This is a genomic window from Streptomyces sp. NPDC030143 (genome assembly GCF_055573695.1).
This window is the reverse complement of the sequence record NZ_JBVIAY010000002.1, coordinates 301,592-317,177: the sequence shown is the minus strand read 5'-3', so window position 1 is coordinate 317,177 and position 15,586 is coordinate 301,592. Positions and strand designations below refer to the sequence as shown.

13 protein-coding genes are annotated in these 15,586 nt (G+C 73.4%); 6 read left to right on the top strand and 7 right to left on the bottom strand.

Annotation, left to right across the window (positions count from 1 at the left end):
• Positions 1–2: 2 nt before the first annotated feature.
• From uraH to ACZ4YY_RS04500, 4 genes are all read right to left on the bottom strand, one after another.
• On the bottom strand, positions 3–410 hold the full coding sequence (gene uraH / locus ACZ4YY_RS04515) for a hydroxyisourate hydrolase (protein WP_468283755.1): 408 nt from the start codon (positions 408–410) through the stop codon (positions 3–5).
• Positions 411–426: 16 nt separating this feature from the next.
• On the bottom strand, positions 427–936 hold the full coding sequence (gene uraD / locus ACZ4YY_RS04510; RefSeq protein WP_468283753.1) for a 2-oxo-4-hydroxy-4-carboxy-5-ureidoimidazoline decarboxylase: 510 nt from the start codon (positions 934–936) through the stop codon (positions 427–429).
• 205 nt (positions 937–1,141) lie between these two features.
• Positions 1,142–1,510 carry a helix-turn-helix domain-containing protein gene (locus tag ACZ4YY_RS04505; protein ID WP_468283751.1) on the bottom strand — a complete coding sequence of 123 codons (369 nt, stop codon included), beginning with the start codon at positions 1,508–1,510 and terminating at the stop codon, positions 1,142–1,144.
• The gene (locus tag ACZ4YY_RS04500) at positions 1,507–1,755 is read right to left on the bottom strand and encodes a YkoF family thiamine-binding protein (protein WP_468283749.1); all 249 of its coding nucleotides are present in this window, start codon (positions 1,753–1,755) and stop codon (positions 1,507–1,509) included. The genes ACZ4YY_RS04505 and ACZ4YY_RS04500 overlap by 4 nt, the downstream gene beginning before the upstream one ends.
• A 190-nt stretch (positions 1,756–1,945) precedes the next feature.
• Between ACZ4YY_RS04500 and ACZ4YY_RS04495 the strand changes: the two genes are divergently transcribed.
• The 3 genes from ACZ4YY_RS04495 (at position 1,946) to ACZ4YY_RS04485 (ending at position 4,566) form a co-directional block, all read left to right on the top strand.
• On the top strand, positions 1,946–2,767 hold the full coding sequence (locus ACZ4YY_RS04495; protein WP_468283747.1) for a TIM barrel protein: 822 nt from the start codon (positions 1,946–1,948) through the stop codon (positions 2,765–2,767).
• Between the two features lie 25 nt (positions 2,768–2,792).
• Positions 2,793–3,686 carry a 2-hydroxy-3-oxopropionate reductase gene (locus ACZ4YY_RS04490; RefSeq protein ID WP_468283745.1) on the top strand — a complete coding sequence of 298 codons (894 nt, stop codon included), beginning with the start codon at positions 2,793–2,795 and terminating at the stop codon, positions 3,684–3,686.
• Positions 3,687–4,320: 634 nt separating this feature from the next.
• Positions 4,321–4,566, top strand: a complete 246-nt coding sequence (locus tag ACZ4YY_RS04485; protein ID WP_468283743.1) for a hypothetical protein — start codon at positions 4,321–4,323, stop codon at positions 4,564–4,566.
• 704 nt (positions 4,567–5,270) lie between these two features.
• On the opposite strand, the gene gcl is transcribed toward ACZ4YY_RS04485, so the two are convergent.
• Positions 5,271–7,055, bottom strand: a complete 1,785-nt coding sequence (gene gcl, locus ACZ4YY_RS04480; RefSeq protein ID WP_468283741.1) for a glyoxylate carboligase — start codon at positions 7,053–7,055, stop codon at positions 5,271–5,273.
• 219 nt (positions 7,056–7,274) lie between these two features.
• Between gcl and ACZ4YY_RS04475 the strand changes: the two genes are divergently transcribed.
• Positions 7,275–7,985, top strand: coding sequence for a hypothetical protein (locus ACZ4YY_RS04475; protein ID WP_468283739.1), 711 nt, complete (start codon positions 7,275–7,277; stop codon positions 7,983–7,985).
• Between the two features lie 141 nt (positions 7,986–8,126).
• On the opposite strand, the gene ACZ4YY_RS04470 is transcribed toward ACZ4YY_RS04475, so the two are convergent.
• The gene (locus ACZ4YY_RS04470) at positions 8,127–9,713 is read right to left on the bottom strand and encodes an AMP-binding protein (protein WP_468283737.1); all 1,587 of its coding nucleotides are present in this window, start codon (positions 9,711–9,713) and stop codon (positions 8,127–8,129) included.
• Positions 9,710–11,380 (bottom strand): AMP-binding protein, encoded by a 1,671-nt coding sequence (locus ACZ4YY_RS04465; RefSeq protein WP_468283735.1) that lies wholly within the window; start codon positions 11,378–11,380, stop codon positions 9,710–9,712. The genes ACZ4YY_RS04470 and ACZ4YY_RS04465 overlap by 4 nt, the downstream gene beginning before the upstream one ends.
• 181 nt (positions 11,381–11,561) lie before the next feature.
• Here ACZ4YY_RS04465 and ACZ4YY_RS04460 point away from each other — a divergent pair, with 181 nt between their 5' ends.
• Together ACZ4YY_RS04460 and ACZ4YY_RS04455 are read left to right on the top strand one after the other, a co-directional pair.
• A complete protein-coding gene (locus ACZ4YY_RS04460; RefSeq protein ID WP_468283733.1) occupies positions 11,562–12,395 on the top strand; it encodes a response regulator transcription factor in 834 nt (277 codons plus the stop codon).
• Between the two features lie 190 nt (positions 12,396–12,585).
• A complete protein-coding gene (locus ACZ4YY_RS04455; protein WP_468283731.1) occupies positions 12,586–15,411 on the top strand; it encodes a helix-turn-helix transcriptional regulator in 2,826 nt (941 codons plus the stop codon).
• Positions 15,412–15,586 lie beyond the last annotated feature (175 nt).

The window sequence follows — 15,586 nt, the reverse complement described above, 5'->3', positions numbered from 1 at the left end:
AGCTAGCTCCCTCGGTAAACGGAGTAGCCGAACGGGTTGAGCAGCAGCGGTACGTGGTAATGCTCGCCCGGCACGACGGCGAACGTGATCGCCACCTCCGGGAAGAACACTCCGCCGGCACCGCTGTCCCGATTCGCGGGGGCGTCCTGCTGCGCATCGGCTTGCTTGTCGGCGTTGTTCTCGAAGTACGCCTCGACGGCGAAGTCGAGCCGTACGTGGGTGGTCCCCTCCGGCAGGGCCGGGAGGTCCTTGCACCGGCCGTCCGCGTCGGTCACGGAGCCGCCGAGCGCCCGCCAGGCCGCCTCCCGCCCGGAGCGGGCGCGGAGGTGGACGGCGACGCCCTCGGCGGGACGGCCGCGGCTGGTGTCCAGGATGTGCGTGGACACGGAGGCGGTGGTGCTGGTGTTCATGGGTCAGGCGTCCTCTTCAGTCGTCCTCGACGAGCCGGGCGAGCCGGATGCGGTTGATCCTGCCCAGCTCGGTGCGGACGATCTCCCGCTCCCGCTCCGGCGTGTTGCCGATCCGTTCCCTGACCGCGTCGCGCATCTCCTCGGCGGTGCGGCCGGTGGCGCAGATCAGGAAGACGTGGCCGAACCTGTCCTGGTAGGCGAGGTTCAGTTCGAGCATCTCCGCCTTCAGTTCCTCGGAGGCGCCGGCCATGCCGCGCTGCTCCCGGGCGGAGGTGGGGTCGCCGGGCCGGGGGCGGCCGATCGGCGGGTGCCCGGCCATCGCCTCCGCCAGGTCGTCCGCGGTCAGCTCGGCCGTGGCGGCGTCGCTGGCGGCGTAGAGGTCCTCGGCGGTGGCGTACGGGCGGGCGGCGAGCAGCCGCCGCACCCACGCCGTGGAGGCGCACGCCTCGTGGAGTACGGCGTGGGCGGCCTGCTCCTGAAGGTCGTTGATCCGGGCGAGGCCCGGGGGCGTGGAAGTCGACGTCACGGAAGCCTCCGTGGCCGCGTACGGCCGTCGTGCTGAACGGGCTGCGGCCAGCTAACGCCCCCGCACGACATGACGTCAACACTTTGTTGAAAATTTGGGGGACGGACCCGGCCCCGCCGGGGCGCGAGAACCCTGCCCCGCCGAGGGGACGGACCCCACCCCACCCAGGGGGCGAACCGCCGCGCGGGCGACGGAAGGCCCCGCCTCAGCCCTCCTTCTCGCGGTTGAGGTAGTTGTAGACCGTGAAGCGGCTCACCCCGAGGGCGCTCGCCACGGTCTCCACGCCGTGCCGCACGGAGAAGGCACCCCGCGCCTCCAGTGTCCGCACGACCTCCTGTTTGGCCTTGCGGTCGAGGTCGGCGAGCGGTCTGCCCCTGCGGCGCTCCATGGCGGCCAGGATGTGATCGAGGGAGTCGGCGAGCTGCGGCAGCCGCACGGCGACGACCTCGGCGCCCGCCCAGGACAGCACGACGTCGTCGGGGCCGGCCTCGTCCGGCGGGACCATCTCGCCACCCATGGCGTCCACCAGCGGCTTCACCGCGGCGATGAAGGGCTCCTGCCCGGCCGCGGTCACTCGCCCTGCCCGAGGACGTTGACCTGGAGCGAGATCCGGGTGGCGCCGGCCTGGAGCGTCTGGCGCAGCAGGGCGTCGACGGCGTCGAGGACGGCGTCGGCGCCGCCCTCCGCGGTGTTCCCGAAGGGCCCGACATCGACGGCGTCCAGGTCGGCGGCCTGGACGACCTCGCGGGCGACCAGAGCGTGTGCGGGCGCCTCGTCGAGATCGAAGGGCTCGGTGGTGAACTCAACTCGCAGTCGCATCGTGCCCCACATCTCTCCGGCGTGCGCATGGGCCCCGGACGCCGTCGACGTCCGGGGCCCCGACCCTAACGGACCGGCGGCTCCGGCGCCCCCGCCCTTGACAAGCCCCGACACCCGACGGCACTCTTCCAATAGACAGAAACTAACTTCCACAATCCGGAAGGCAAGAGGGAAGGGGGCGCGGTGCCCGATGGGATTCGCAGACCAGCGCTTCAACGTCAACCTGTCGATCCTCTTCACGGAACTCCCGCTCCTGGAGCGCCCCGCGGCCGCCGCCGCGGCCGGCTTCGGCGCGGTCGAGCTGTGGTGGCCCTGGATCGACTCCCCCGTCCCCGAGCGGTCCGAGCTCGACGCCCTGAGGAAGGCGCTCGAGGACGCGGACGTACGGCTGACGGGCCTGAACTTCTACGCCGGGCAGCTCCCGGGCCCCGACCGCGGCGCCCTGTCGGTGCCGGGCGAGGAGTCGGAGCGGTTCCGCGCCAACGTCGGCGTGGCCGCGGACTTCGCGCGGTCGGTCGGCTGCACGGCGCTCAACGCGCTGTACGGCAACCGCGTCGACGGCGTGGACCCGGCCGAGCAGGACGCGCTGGCACTGGAGAACCTGGTGCTCGCCGCCCGGGCGGCCGACGGCATCGGTGCGACCCTGCTGATCGAGGCGCTGAACGCGCAGGAGTCGCCGCGCTGCCCGCTGGTGAGCGCACCGGCCGCGGTGGGCATCGTCGACAAGGTCAACGAGGCGACGGGCCTCGGCAATGCCCGCTTCCTGATGGACCTCTACCACCTGTCCATGAACGGCGAGGACCTGCCGTCGGTGATCGAGCGGTACGCCGCGAGGACCGGCCATGTGCAGATCGCCGACAACCCCGGGCGGGGCGCGCCCGGCACCGGCTCGCTTCCGCTTGAGGACCTCCTCGACCAGCTGCGCGAGGCCGGTTACGACGGCTGGGTCGGCCTGGAGTACAAGCCGGGCGACCGCCTGAGCGCCGAGGCCTTCGACTGGCTGCGCCCCTGACCCCCCGTACCGAGAGGCACCCGCTGTGACCACCACCCTCCCCAAGATCGCCTGGATCGGCCTCGGCATCATGGGCTCCCCCATGTCCGAGAACCTGATCAAGGCCGGTTACGACGTCACCGGCTTCACGCTGGAGCGGGACAAGCTGGACCGGCTGGCCGCCGCCGGCGGCACCGCGGCGGACTCGGTCGCCGAGGCCGTGCGGGACGCCGACGTGATCATCACGATGGTGCCCGCATCCCCGCAGGTCGAGGCGATCGCCTACGGCCCCGACGGCATCCTGGAGCACGCGCGCACGGGCGCCCTGCTCATCGACATGTCCTCGATCACCCCGCAGACCTCGGTCGACCTGGCGAAGGCGGCGCGGGACAAGGGCATCCGGGTGCTGGACGCGCCGGTGTCCGGTGGCGAGGCGGGCGCCGTCGAGGCCGTGCTGTCGATCATGGTCGGCGGTGAGCAGGCCGACTTCGACGCGGCCGAGCCGATCTTCGAGGCGCTGGGCCGGACCGTCGTGCTGTGCGGTCCGCACGGCTCGGGCCAGACCGTGAAGGCCGCCAACCAGCTGATCGTCGCCGTCAACATCGAGGCGTGCGCCGAGGCCGTCGTCTTCCTGGAGAAGTCGGGCGTCGACCTGAAGGCGGCGCTGGACGTGCTGGGCGGCGGGCTGGCCGGTTCGACCGTGCTGACGCGCAAGAAGGACAACTTCCTGAACCGGGACTTCAAGCCGGGGTTCCGCATCGACCTGCACCACAAGGACATGGGCATCGTCACGGACGCCGCCCGCACCGTGGGCGCGGCGCTGCCGGTCGGCGCCGTGGTCGCGCAGCTCGTCGCGAGCCTGCGCGCGCAGGGCGACGGCGGCCTAGACCACTCGGCGCTGCTGCGGGCCGTCGAGCGGCTGTCCGGCGCCCGCCTCTGAGGGGTCCTTGCGCGGTGAGTGCCTGATCAGGCCCCTGATCCGGTGCCGAGCATCGCACGGCGCCGGAGAGTCCTCGCAGCGGAGCTGCCAGGGCTCTCCGGCAACGCGGCGAGGTGCGGTGCCGGGCCGCGCGGCCCGGGCGGGCACCGTGCAAGGACCCCTGAGACCCCGGGCCGCGGCGGCGCCGACTTCTGTCCGGTCGCGCCCAGGCGCCGCCGCGGCCCGGATTCCGAACGGTCCCCGCCCCGGGCGCGGACCGACGCGAAGCCCGCGCCCGGAGCCGGACGGGAGGTCCTGACTCCGGGCGCGCGACCCGCCGTCCCCACGCGACCCGGTGAGGGGTCCGCACAGTGCAAGGACCCCTGAGGGGGTGATCGCACGGGGCGGCGGGCGGGGCGAGGACCGCGGCGGCGTGCGAGCCAGTGCGGTGGTGAAGGATCCGGTCCCCCTTCTCGACCAGAGGGAAGGGCTCCGGTTCCGTCGCGACCCGCCGCGGTCTCCGTCCCGTTCCCCTCCAGCCCCGTCCGGCGGCGCGAACGTCCCGTCGCGCCCGGCCTCGCGCCGTCGGACGGCCACCCCCGCGCACGGTGCGCGCCGGGGTGCGGATCCGCCGGGCCCGCAGGAGCCTGAGGGCATGGGCAATCCGACGCAGCACCCGCACATCGTGGTCCACCCGCCGGCGCTCGACGGTTCCCGCCGGGTCACCGCGGGTGACGAGACGCTGGGGATCGCCTCGCACGCCGACGACGTGAGCGAGATCCTCCGGCTGGCCGATCTGTATGTGACCGACCTCGCGGAGAGCGATCTCATCGAGTGGCACGGCGGTGGCCCGGAGGACTGGCCGGGGCTGTCGGAGCACCACTCACCACAGGAGTCGTAGGCCGGGTACGTCAACCTCAAATCAACCTCTGAACATGGTTCGGCAGGCTTCGGCACCCCCTGCCGGTGGGCACGATCCGGTCACGCGGGGCCCGCCGGCACGGGGGTGGCGGGCTCCGCTCCGGGGGTTGCCGTGGCGCTGGTGCGCATCCCCGGGGCGCGGGCCGGTCTGCTGCACTGCCCGCTGTTAGGACCGCCCCGCGCCGCCCGCCGCCAAGCGCGCGTCCTGCGGCGCTCACCTCCCCTGCCCGCCGGCCGGCGGGCCTCACGGACCTCGGCAGGCTGTCCGCCGTCGCACTGCACGGCGAGGCGGCCGTCCACGCGCCGGTGCCGCGCTTTAGCCCCGCGGGCCGGTCTGCTCGGCCGGGCCGAGGTCGCGGACCGGGGTTTCGCCATCCGCTCCCCGACGGGGGCGGCGGCCCTGGTCAGCCACCGCTTCCACGGCGAAGACGACGGCGGCCCGGCGCACTCCTGCGGCTCGACCGCAGGCGGCGGGACTGAACGTGCGCGCGGCGGGGACGGAACCTACACGGGGGCGGCGGGCGGCGGGCGGCGGGGACTGAACGTGCGCGGGGGCGGCCCGTCCGGTGGCCGAACCCGCCCCTGCTGCCCGTGCGGTGCGTCGGCCCCTTGGACTGGCCGCCCCCGCTGCCCTGCACGGTGCAGCAGACCCCCGACGGGCCGCCCGCCGCCGTGCATGGTGTGTCAGACCTTCAGTGTCCTGAGCGCCGTCGGCGCGTGCCCCGGCTCGGTCGCGGTCTCCTCGAACTCCACGACCTCGGCGATGTTGTTGGTCGTCGACATGGAGATGTCGGTGACGCGCTCCAGGATCGCCTCGACGACGACCGGCACCCGGTACTCGGCCGCGAGCTTCTTCGCCCGCTCGAAGGCGGCGCCCAGCTCGCCCGGGTCGGTCACCCGGATCGCCTTGCAGCCGAGGCCCTCGGCGACCTTGACGTGGTCGACGCCGTAGACGCCGAGCTCGGGCGAGTTGATGTTCTCGAACTCCAGCTTGACCTGGAAGTCGATGTCGAACGCCCGCTGCGCCTGCCGGATCAGGCCGAGGTAGGAGTTGTTGACCAGGACGTGGACGTACGGGATCTTGTGCTGCGCGCCGACCGCCAGCTCCTCGATCATGAACTGGAAGTCGTAGTCGCCGGAGAGGGCCACCACCTGTGCCTGGGGGTCGGCGATGGCCACGCCGAGCGCCGCCGGGACCGTCCAGCCGAGGGGGCCCGCCTGGCCGCAGTTGATCCAGTGGCGGGGGCGGTACACGTGCAGCATCTGCGCGCCGGCGATCTGGGAGAGGCCGATGGTGGTGACGTACCGGGTTTCCGGGCCGAAGGCCTTGTTCATCTCCTCGTAGACGCGCTGCGGCTTGATCGGCACGTCGTCGAAGTGTGTACGGCGCTGGAGGCGGGCCTTGCGCTCCTGCGCGGCGGCCGCCCACGTGGAGCGGTCGGGCAGCCCGCCCTCGGCCTGCAGCTCCCGCGCCACCTCGACGAACAGCTCCAGCGCGGCCTTGGCGTCGGAGGCGATGCCGTAGTCGGGGGCGAAGATCCTGCCGATCTGGGTGGGCTCGACGTCGACGTGGACGAACGTCCGCCCGGCGGTGTAGACGTCGAGCCGACCGGTGTGGCGGTTGGCCCAGCGGTTGCCGATGCCGAGGACGAAGTCGGACTCCAGGAAGGTCGCGTTGCCGTAGCGGTGCGAGGTCTGCAGACCGACCATGCCGGCGTTCAGCTCGTGGTCGTCGGGCAGGGTGCCCCAGCCCATGAGGGTCGGCACGACCGGGGTGCCGGTCAGCTCGGCGAACTCGACGAGCAGGTCGGAGGCGTCGGCGTTGACGACCCCGCCGCCGGCCACGATCAGCGGGCGTTCGGACGCGTTGAGCATCGCGAGCGCCTTCTGGATCTGGGCCCGGTCGGCGGCCGGCCTGTACACCGCGAGCGGCCGGTAGGTCTCCGGGTCGAACTCGATCTCGGTGAGCTGGACGTCGATCGGCAGGTCGACGAGGACCGGGCCGGGCCGGCCGGAGCGCATGAGGTGGAAGGCCTGCTGGAACACGCCGGGGACCTGCGCGGCCTCCAGGACGGTCACGGCCATCTTGGTGACCGGCTTGGCGATGGCGGCGATGTCGACGGCCTGGAAGTCCTCCTTGTGGATCACCGCCGTGGGGGCCTGGCCCGTGATGCACAGGATCGGGATCGAGTCGCCGATGGCGGAGTACAGCCCGGTGATCATGTCGGTGCCGGCCGGACCGGACGTGCCGACGCAGACGCCGATGTTGCCGGGGTGGGCGCGGGTGTAGCCCTCGGCCATGTGCGAGGCGCCCTCGACATGGCGGGCGAGGGTGTGCGTGACGCCCCCGGACGCCTTGAGCGCCGCGTAGAAGGGGTTGATCGCCGCGCCGGGGACACCGAACGCGGCGGTGACGCCCTCACGCTTGAGGATTTCGACTGCCGCGCGGGCAGCGGTCATACGAGCCATCGAGTACTCCTGCTCCGACTGTCGGATGGGCTCTCCCGTCGCGCCCCGCGGTGAGCACGTGCCGTTTCTGCTTCTTGATTCCGCTGATTCGCCGATTCCAGTGGTTCCACTGATTCCACATTGCGGAAAACAATTTCTACTATCTGGAATCAATCTAGGGTGGTGGGGGAAGGCCGTCAAGGGACGGACAGAACGGCGTTCGTGGAGGACGATGGGCCCATGCCCGAGAGCGTGCCGGTGCGCTGCCCGGCCTGCCGCCAGGAGCGCCGGTACACCACGCCGTCCTACGCCTGCGCGTGCGGCACGCCCGTCCCGCTGCCGATCGATCCCGCGCGGACGCCGACGGTTGTCGCGCACCGGTCGTGGGAGGAGGAGTGGATCACCCTGTCCTGTCCGTCCTGCGGCCTGCGCACCCAGTGGCCCCGGCCCGAACTGGGCTGCCCCTGCGGCACGGTGCTGCGGATCCCGCTGCGGACGGGGTCGGAGCCCGGCGGGCCCGGCGCACGGCCGGAGGGCACGCCGGACGCGGAGCCGCGGCCCGCCCGCTTCCCGCGTCCGCCCCAGGGCCCCGTGCCGATCCGCACCGCGCTGGACGCGGTGACCGTCACCGTGCTCTGTCTCCACCGGCTCGGGCACCGGGGCGTCCGGCGGGCCGACCGGCGGCCGACCTCCGGGATCGGACTCGCCGCACGCGGCCTGCTGGTCCAGGTCGATCCCGGCGCGCGGCCGGCGTCGCTGCGGGACGTGGAGTGCCTGTGGCTGACCGCCATGACGGAGTCGGCGGAGTGCGTCTACTTCTCCCTGGCCGGCTACACCGCCGAGGCCCGAGCCCGTGCCGACTCCCTCGGAGTGCCCCTGTTCGTCCTGGAGCCGACGGGCACGCCCCAGCCGGTCAACCCGCCGGCCGACGAACTCGCCGCCGGCCTTTGAGGGGTCCTCGCACGATGAGCGCCTGATCAGGCCGCGTGGTCCGGTGCCGTGCATCGCAAGCCGCCGGAGAGGTGCGGTACCAGGCCGCGCGGCCCAGGCGCTCATCGTGCAAGGACCCCTCAGGGGCGCGCCCGTCGGGCGTCACACGCCGTACCGCTCGCGCAGCTCCACCTTCCGCACCTTCCCGGACACCGTCATCGGGAAGGTCTCCAGCACCTGGAGCCGGCTCGGGATCTTGTAGTGCGCCAGCCTGCCCTCGCAGTAGGAGCGGACGTCCTCCAGGGTGGGCGGGGCGGCCGGGTCGTGGGGGATGACGCAGGCCAGGACCTCCTCGCCGTACGTCTCGTGGGGGACGCCGACGGCCTGGACGTCCCTGACGCCCGGGTGGCCGTGCAGGAACTCCTCGATCTCGCGCGGGTAGATGTTCTCGCCACCCCGGATGATCATGTCCTTGATGCGGCCGACGATCTCCACGTAGCCGTCGTCCCGCATCACCGCCAGGTCCCCGGTGTGCATCCAGCGGCCGGCGTCGACGGCCTCGGCGGTCTTCCCGGGCTCGTTCCAGTAGCCGAGCATGACGCCGTAGCCGCGGGTGCACAGCTCGCCCGCCCGGCCGCGCTCCACCGTCACGCCGGTGGCCGGGTCGACGACCTTGACCTCGATGTGCGGCAGCACGCGCCCGACCGTGGCCGTGCGGTGCTCCAGGTCGTCGTCCCGCCTCGTCTGCAGCGACACCGGGGAGGTCTCGGTCATGCCGTAGCAGATGGAGACCTCCGCCATGTGCATCTCGGCGACGACGCGTTTCATCACCTCCACCGGGCAGGGCGAGCCCGCCATGATGCCGGTGCGCAGGGAGGAGAGGTCGTACGACGCGAAGCCGGGGAGGTTCAGCTCCGCGATGAACATCGTCGGGACGCCGTACAGGGAGGTGCAGCGCTCCCGCTGCACGGCCTCCAGCGTGGCCTTCGCATCGAAGGAGGGGGCCGGGATCACGATGCAGGCGCCGTGGGACGTCGCGGCCAGATTGCCCATGACCATGCCGAAGCAGTGGTAGAAGGGCACGGGAACGCACACCCGGTCCTGCTCGGTGTAGGCGATCATCTCGCCCACGAAGAACCCGTTGTTGAGGATGTTGTGGTGGGAGAGGGTGGCGCCCTTGGGGAAGCCCGTCGTGCCCGACGTGTACTGGATGTTGATCGGGTCGTCGCAGGACAGCTCCTCGAACGCGACGGGCGTTCCCCGCGCGAGGAGCGCCTCCCAGCTCGGGTCCCCGATGAACACGGTCTCCCTCAACTGCGGGCACCTGCCCCGCACCTGCTCGACCATCGCCCGGTAGTCGCTCGTCCTGTGACGGAGGGAGGCGAAGAGCAGGCGGACGCCGGCCTGGTCGAGGACGTACTCGGCCTCGTGCGTGCGGTAGGCCGGGTTGATGTTCACCATGACCGCGCCGATACGGGCGGTGGCGTACTGGACGAGGACCCATTCGGGGCAGTTGACCGCCCAGATGCCCACCCGGTCGCCCTTGGCGACGCCGCTCGCCAGCAGCGCGTACGCCAACGCGTCGACGTCAACGGCGAACCGGGCGTAGGTCCAGCGCCGCCCCGAGGCCACGTCGACCAGCGCCTCGCGGTCCGGCCAGGCCGCGACCGCCCGGTCCAGGTTCGCCCCGATCGTGTCCCCGAGCAGGACGGTGTCGCTCGTCCCGTGGGTGTAGGACAGTGCCGTCACCGGAAGTCCTCCTCGCGGTACTCGTCGGCCGAGCCGGCGGCCGTCGCCTCGCGCAGTTCGATCCGGCGGATCTTGCCGGAGACGGTCTTGGGCAGCGGCGCGAACTCCAGCCGCCGGATCCGCTTGTACGGCGCCAGGACCTCGCGCGCGTGCTCGAACAGCACCTTCGCGGTGTGGGGCCCGGGCTCCCAGCCCTCGGCGAGGACGACGTACGCCTTGGGCACGGCCAGCCGCAGCTCGTCCGGGGCGGGGACGACGGCCGCCTCGGCGACCGCCTCGTGCTCCAGCAGCGCGCTCTCCAGCTCGAAGGGGCTGATCTTGTAGTCGGAGGCCTTGAAGACGTCGTCGCTGCGCCCGATGTAGGTGATGTAGCCGTTCTCGTCGCGCTCGCCGATGTCGCCGGTGCGGTAGTAGCCGCCGGCCATCGCCTCCGCCGTGCGGTCGGCGTCTCCGTGGTAGCCGGTCATCAGGCCGACCGGCCGCGTCGACAGGTCGAGCGCGATCTCGCCCTCCGTGGCGCCCGGCGCGCCGGACACCGGGTCGAGCAGTTCCACGCGGTACCCGGGGCCGGGCCGCCCCATGGAGCCGCTCTTGAGCCGCTGCCCGGGGCTGTTGGCGATCTGCACGGCCGTCTCCGTCTGGCCGAAGCCGTCCCGGACGGTCACCCCCCAGGCCTGCCGCACCTGTTCGATGACCTCGGGGTTGAGCGGCTCGCCGGCGGCCACGGCCTCGCGGGGCGGGGTCCGCAACCGGGTCAGGTCGGCCTGGACGAGCATGCGCCACACGGTCGGCGGGGCACAGAACGTGGTCACGCCCGCCCGCTCCATCTCCGCCATCAGCCGGGCCGGGTCGAACCGGGTGTAGTTGTGCAGGAAGACGGTCGCCTCGGCGTTCCACGGCGCGAAGAGGTTGGACCAGGCGTGCTTGGCCCAGCCCGGCGAGGAGATGTTGAGGTGCACGTCACCGGGGAGCAGGCCGATCCAGTACATCGTGGCCAGGTGCCCGATCGGGTAGGACGTGTGCGTGTGCTCGACGAGCTTGGGGCGGGCCGTCGTCCCGGAGGTGAAGTACAGCATCAGCGGGTCGTCGGCGAGGGTCGGCCCGTCGGGCAGGAACTCGGCGGAGGCGGCCCGGGCGTCCTCGTACGGCTGCCAGCCCTGCGGCACCCCGCCGACGGCCGTACGGGTGTAGTCGCCGGGCACCTCGTCGAACTTCCCGGCGTCCGCCGCGCGCGCCACGACGTGCCGGACCCGGCCGCGCTCGACCCGGTCGCGCAGGTCGGCGGGGCCGAGCAGCGGGGTCGACGGGATGACGACGGCCCGCAGCTTCATGGCGGCGAGGGCGACCTCCCACAGCTCGGCCTGGTTGCCGAGCATGACGAGGATCCGGTCCTCGGCCGCCACACCGCGCTCGCGCAGCAGGTTGGCGGCCCGGTCGGAGCGCTCGGACAGGTCGGCGAAGGAGAGCCGGACCTCGGAGCCGTCCTCCTCGACGATGTGCAGGGCGGTGCGGTCGTTGCCCTGCGCGATGACGTCGAACCAGTCGAGGGCCCAGTTGAAGTGCCGGGGCCGGGGCCACTCGAAACCGTCGTAGGCGCCGGCGTAGTCCTCGCGGTGTTCCAGCAGGAAGTCCCGTGCCCTGCGGAACTGTTCCGTCGCCGTCGTCATCCGTGTCCTCGCTTTCGTCTGGTCGTCGCCCGCGGGGCGTCTTCGCCGGTGTCGGCTCGCTCCCGTTCGGTGCCGGACCATTGCCGGGCGGCTCTCTGCCATCGTGTAATCCGTGATGCGGGTCTCACTACCCCCGAACGGGGGGCACCCGTGGTGTGCGGGCGCGAGGAAGGGCGGGCGGGTGACGACGGAGGCGGCCGGAGCGGCGGAGATCCGCGGCGCGCTGGCGCGGCTGCGGCGGGCGACGGGGCTGCCGGTCGCCTTCGGCGGCCTGGTGGATCCGGGGCGGCGGCGGATGCGGATCAGCGAACTGAGCGGCGCGTCCACCCTCGCGCTGCGCGGGCTCGCGGTGACCTCCGGGTACGGCCTCGGCGGCAAGGTGGTGGCCCAGGCCCGCCCGTGCGCCGTGACCGACTACTCGCTCTCCCGGCAGATCAGCCACGAGTACGACACGGCGGTCGCGCAGGAGGGCCTGCGCTCGGTCCTCGCGATCCCGGTGGTCGTACGACGCCGGGTGCGCGGTGTCCTGTACGGCGCCCTGCGCACGGCCCAGCCGCTGGGCGACCGCACGCTCAACGCGGCCGTGGAGGTGGCGCGGGACGTGGAGCAGGCGCTGGTCGTCGGGGACGAGGCACGCGAACTGCTCGGCGCGGCCTCCCCGGCGCCGGCCGCTGCGGCCGGCCCGCCCGCCGGCTGGGAGCAGGTCCGCGAGGCGCACGCGGCGCTGCGCGCGCTGGCCCCGCGCATCGCCGACGCGACCCTGCGCGCCGAACTCCTCGCGGCGTGCGGACTGCTGACGTCGGGGGCGCCGGTGCCGGAGGTCGTGCTGGCCCCGCGGGAGGTGGACGTCCTGACGTGTGTGGCGGCGGGGGCGACGAACGCGACGGCCGCGGAGCGGCTGGGGCTGCGTCCGGAGACCGTCAAGGGCTACCTGCGGTCGGCGATGCGCAAACTGGGCGCCCACACCCGGGGAGAGGCGGTGGTCGCGGCGCGGAGAGCGGGGTTGCTGCCGTAGCCGTCCCGGCTCACGGCCCGGCGGTCGGATCCGGCCAGGAGGAGCGCGTCACGACGACCCCTCATTCAGTCGTCGCCCTGATGAATTTCCCTATGCCTGCGGCTGTTATATCCCTCACCACGCCGTCCCTCCGAATTTCAATGAGACGTTGCCTAGAATTTGGCCCGGACACGACACACGGAGGGGAGCGGTGACCGTGCGACGGGACTTCAAGGAGTCTGCCAGGTGCCGCTCCGACCTGGTCATCGGCCGGGACGAGCTGTTCACGGCCGCCCGCGACCAGCTCGGCCGCGGCGGCAGTGTGCTGCTCCACGGCCCGGCCGGAATAGGAAAGTCCACCGTGTTGCGGGCATTGGCCGCGGATTACGGCGACGCGGCCCGCACCGTCCTGCGCTGCTCGGCGACCGAGTCCGAATCCCATCTCCCCTTCCTGGCGCTGGCGGACCTGTTCGGTCTGGTCCTCGACGGGATTTCGGACAAGCTGCCCTCCGCCCAGCGCACCGCCCTGGAGTCGGCCCTCACCGGCCGGGGCGAATCGACCCTGCAACGCGACGGCCTCGCCCTGCGTCTGGCCGTGCTGTCGGCACTGCGCGCGCTGGCCGCGGCCGGCCCCGTCCTGCTCGTCGCCGACGACCTCCAGTGGCTGGACTCCGCCAGCGCCGAACTCCTCGGCTTCGCCGCCCGCCGCCTGGGCGACACCCCCGTCCAGATGCTCTGCGCGGTGCGCACCGAGGGACAGGAGTACGACCGCCATCTACGCGCGTCCCCGCCCGACACGCTCCCCGTCCGGCTCAACCCCCTCTCCCGCGCCCACGTCTCCGCCCTGCTCGACCACCGCGGCTACACCGACCTGCCCCGCTCGACCGTCCGGGAGATCCACCGCACCAGCGGCGGCAACCCCCTGTTCGCCCTGGAGCTCGGCCGCGCCCTGGGCGAGAACCCGACCCCGCCCCGCCCCGGCGAGCCGCTGCCGGTGCCCACCTCGCTGCGCGCCCTGGTGCTCAGCCGGCTGGACATGCTCTCCGGAGAGGCCCGCCGCACCCTGCTCGTGGCCAGCGCGGGCGCCCGCCCCACGCTGGCGCTGCTGCACGCGGCCGGCCGGGAGAACGCCGAGGCGGAGACCGCCCAGGCCGCGGCGCTCGGGCTGCTGGCGACGGAACCCGAGGGGCCGGCCGTGCGGTTCGCGCATCCGCTGATCTCGGCCGCGCTGTACGCGGAGGCCCCCGCGCAGGAGCGCCGGGCCGCGCACGCCGCGCTCTCCCTGGCGGCCTCCGACCCCATCGAGCGGGCCCGGCACCTGGCCCTGTCGACCAGCGGGACGGACCCGGAGGTGGCCGCGCGGCTCGCCGAGGCCGCCGCGCTGGCCCGGGACCGCGGCGCGCCCTCGGTGGCCGCCGCGCTCGGTCTGCTCGCGGCCCGGCACACCCCGGCCGACGGCGGTCCGGCACCGGACGAACGGCGGCTGCAGGCGGCGGAGGACGCGATCACGGCCGGCGAGGTGGACCTCGCCCGGGACATCGCCCGCGAGGTGCTGACCCGGGCCAGCGCGCCCGCCGAGCGGGTGCGGGCCTGGATGGTGGTGATCGAGGCGGCCGGGCAGTCCCTGGGCGACGTCGACGCCGTCTACCCGCAGGTGCTCGCCGACGCCGGTGACGACCCCGGGCTGCTGGCCCAGGTGCACTACCAGCTCGCCTGGCGCGGGCTGGTCGTCCAGGGCGACTTCGCCGAAGCCCGCCGGCAGGCCGCGCACGCCGCGGAGCTGGCCGCGCGCGGCGCCGACCGGCGCACCGAGCTGATGGCGCTGTCCTTCCAGGCCTCGACCGAGATCCTCATGGGCCATCCGGACGCGCCCGCCACCATCAAGCGGGCGCTGAAGGAGCCTCAGGACCCGTATGTGGCGTGCCATCACAACGGCGCCGGCATGGCCCGCTTCCGCTGGCTGCTGATGAGCGACCAGCTGCCCGAGGCCCGCTCGACCATCACCGCGCTGCTGCGCGAGGTGCGCCGGCGCGGGATGGTCGAGAGCGAGGTGCACTTCCAGCGGTTCCTCGCCGACATCGAACTGCGCTCGGGACACTGCGGGCGGGCCCTGGACCTGGCCCGCGAGAGCCTGCGGCTGGCCCGCGACTCCGGCATCGGTCTGGGCGCGTCGGCCATGCTCACCTCCCTCGCGGAGGCCTCCGGCGGCGACGTCGACCGCGCGCTGGCGCTGGCCCGGGAGGCCGTGGACCGGGCGGAGGAGGACGGCGACCAGATGTACCTGTCGCGGGCCCTGGCCTCCCTGGGCTACGCCCAGTTGGTGGCCGGGGACGCGGCGGGCGCGGTCGCCTCGCTGCGCCGGGTGCGGGAGCTGGAGCTGGGCCTCGGCATCACCGACCCGGCGCGCGGCCGCTGGCAGGGCGACCTCGCCGAGGCGCTGGTCCGCGTCGGCGAGCCGGGCGAGGCGCAGGACGTCATCGACGTCACGCGCGAGCACGCGCTGCGGCTGGGCCGGGAGAGCGTGCTGGCGGTGCTGGACCGGGCGGAGGCCCTGGTGCGGGCGGCGCGGGGGGATCTGGAGGAGGCGCTGGCCCGGCTGACGTCCGTTCAGGACCGGCTGGGCAAGCTGGGGTACGGCCTGGAGGAGGCGCGGGCGGCGTTCGAGCTGGCGCGGCTGCGCACCCGGCGGCCGGGCCCGACGTCGTACGACGAGGCGGCGCGGCTGTTCCGGCGGTGCCGGGCGCTGCCGTGGCTGCGGCAGGTCGACGTGGCGGCCGCGGAGGCGGCCGAGGGCCCGGTGGAGCCGGCGGTCGCGCCCGCGCCCGCTCCGGCGTCCGACGCGCTGGAGGGTCTGGCCTCGATGGAGCGTCAGGTGGCCGCGCTGGTCATGGAGGGCGCCACCAACCGGGAGATCGCCGCGCGTCTGTTCATCAGCGTCAAGACGGTCGAGGCGACCCTGACCCGCGTCTACCGCAAGCTGGGGATCCGCTCGCGGGTGGACATCGTCCGGCTGGCGGCGGGGCGCCACGCGAAGTGAGGGTTCCTCGGGTTGACTGCCTGCACGGGTTTCACCGCCCGCGCGGGTTTGCCGAGGAGCCACCGAGGGTTTTCCCTCCCCAACTCCCTTAGGGGGTTCCCTCATTGGGAGGCCGGTGCTCAACCGCCTAGCGTAAGGGACGTGCCGCTCGCCGGGCACACGGGGGTCGGTCCCG

Bases quoted from the DNA above. Each gene is read 5' to 3' on its own strand.
- ACZ4YY_RS04465 (WP_468283735.1), bottom strand. From the start codon at position 11,380: ATGACGACGGCGACGGAACAGTTCCGCAGGGCACGGGACTTCCTGCTG.
- uraH (WP_468283755.1), bottom strand. From the start codon at position 410: ATGAACACCAGCACCACCGCCTCCGTGTCCACGCACATCCTGGACACC.
- ACZ4YY_RS04475 (WP_468283739.1), top strand. From the start codon at position 7,275: ATGCCCGAGAGCGTGCCGGTGCGCTGCCCGGCCTGCCGCCAGGAGCGC.
- gcl (WP_468283741.1), bottom strand. From the start codon at position 7,055: ATGGCTCGTATGACCGCTGCCCGCGCGGCAGTCGAAATCCTCAAGCGT.
- ACZ4YY_RS04500 (WP_468283749.1), bottom strand. From the start codon at position 1,755: ATGCGACTGCGAGTTGAGTTCACCACCGAGCCCTTCGATCTCGACGAG.
- ACZ4YY_RS04495 (WP_468283747.1), top strand. From the start codon at position 1,946: ATGGGATTCGCAGACCAGCGCTTCAACGTCAACCTGTCGATCCTCTTC.
- ACZ4YY_RS04485 (WP_468283743.1), top strand. From the start codon at position 4,321: ATGGGCAATCCGACGCAGCACCCGCACATCGTGGTCCACCCGCCGGCG.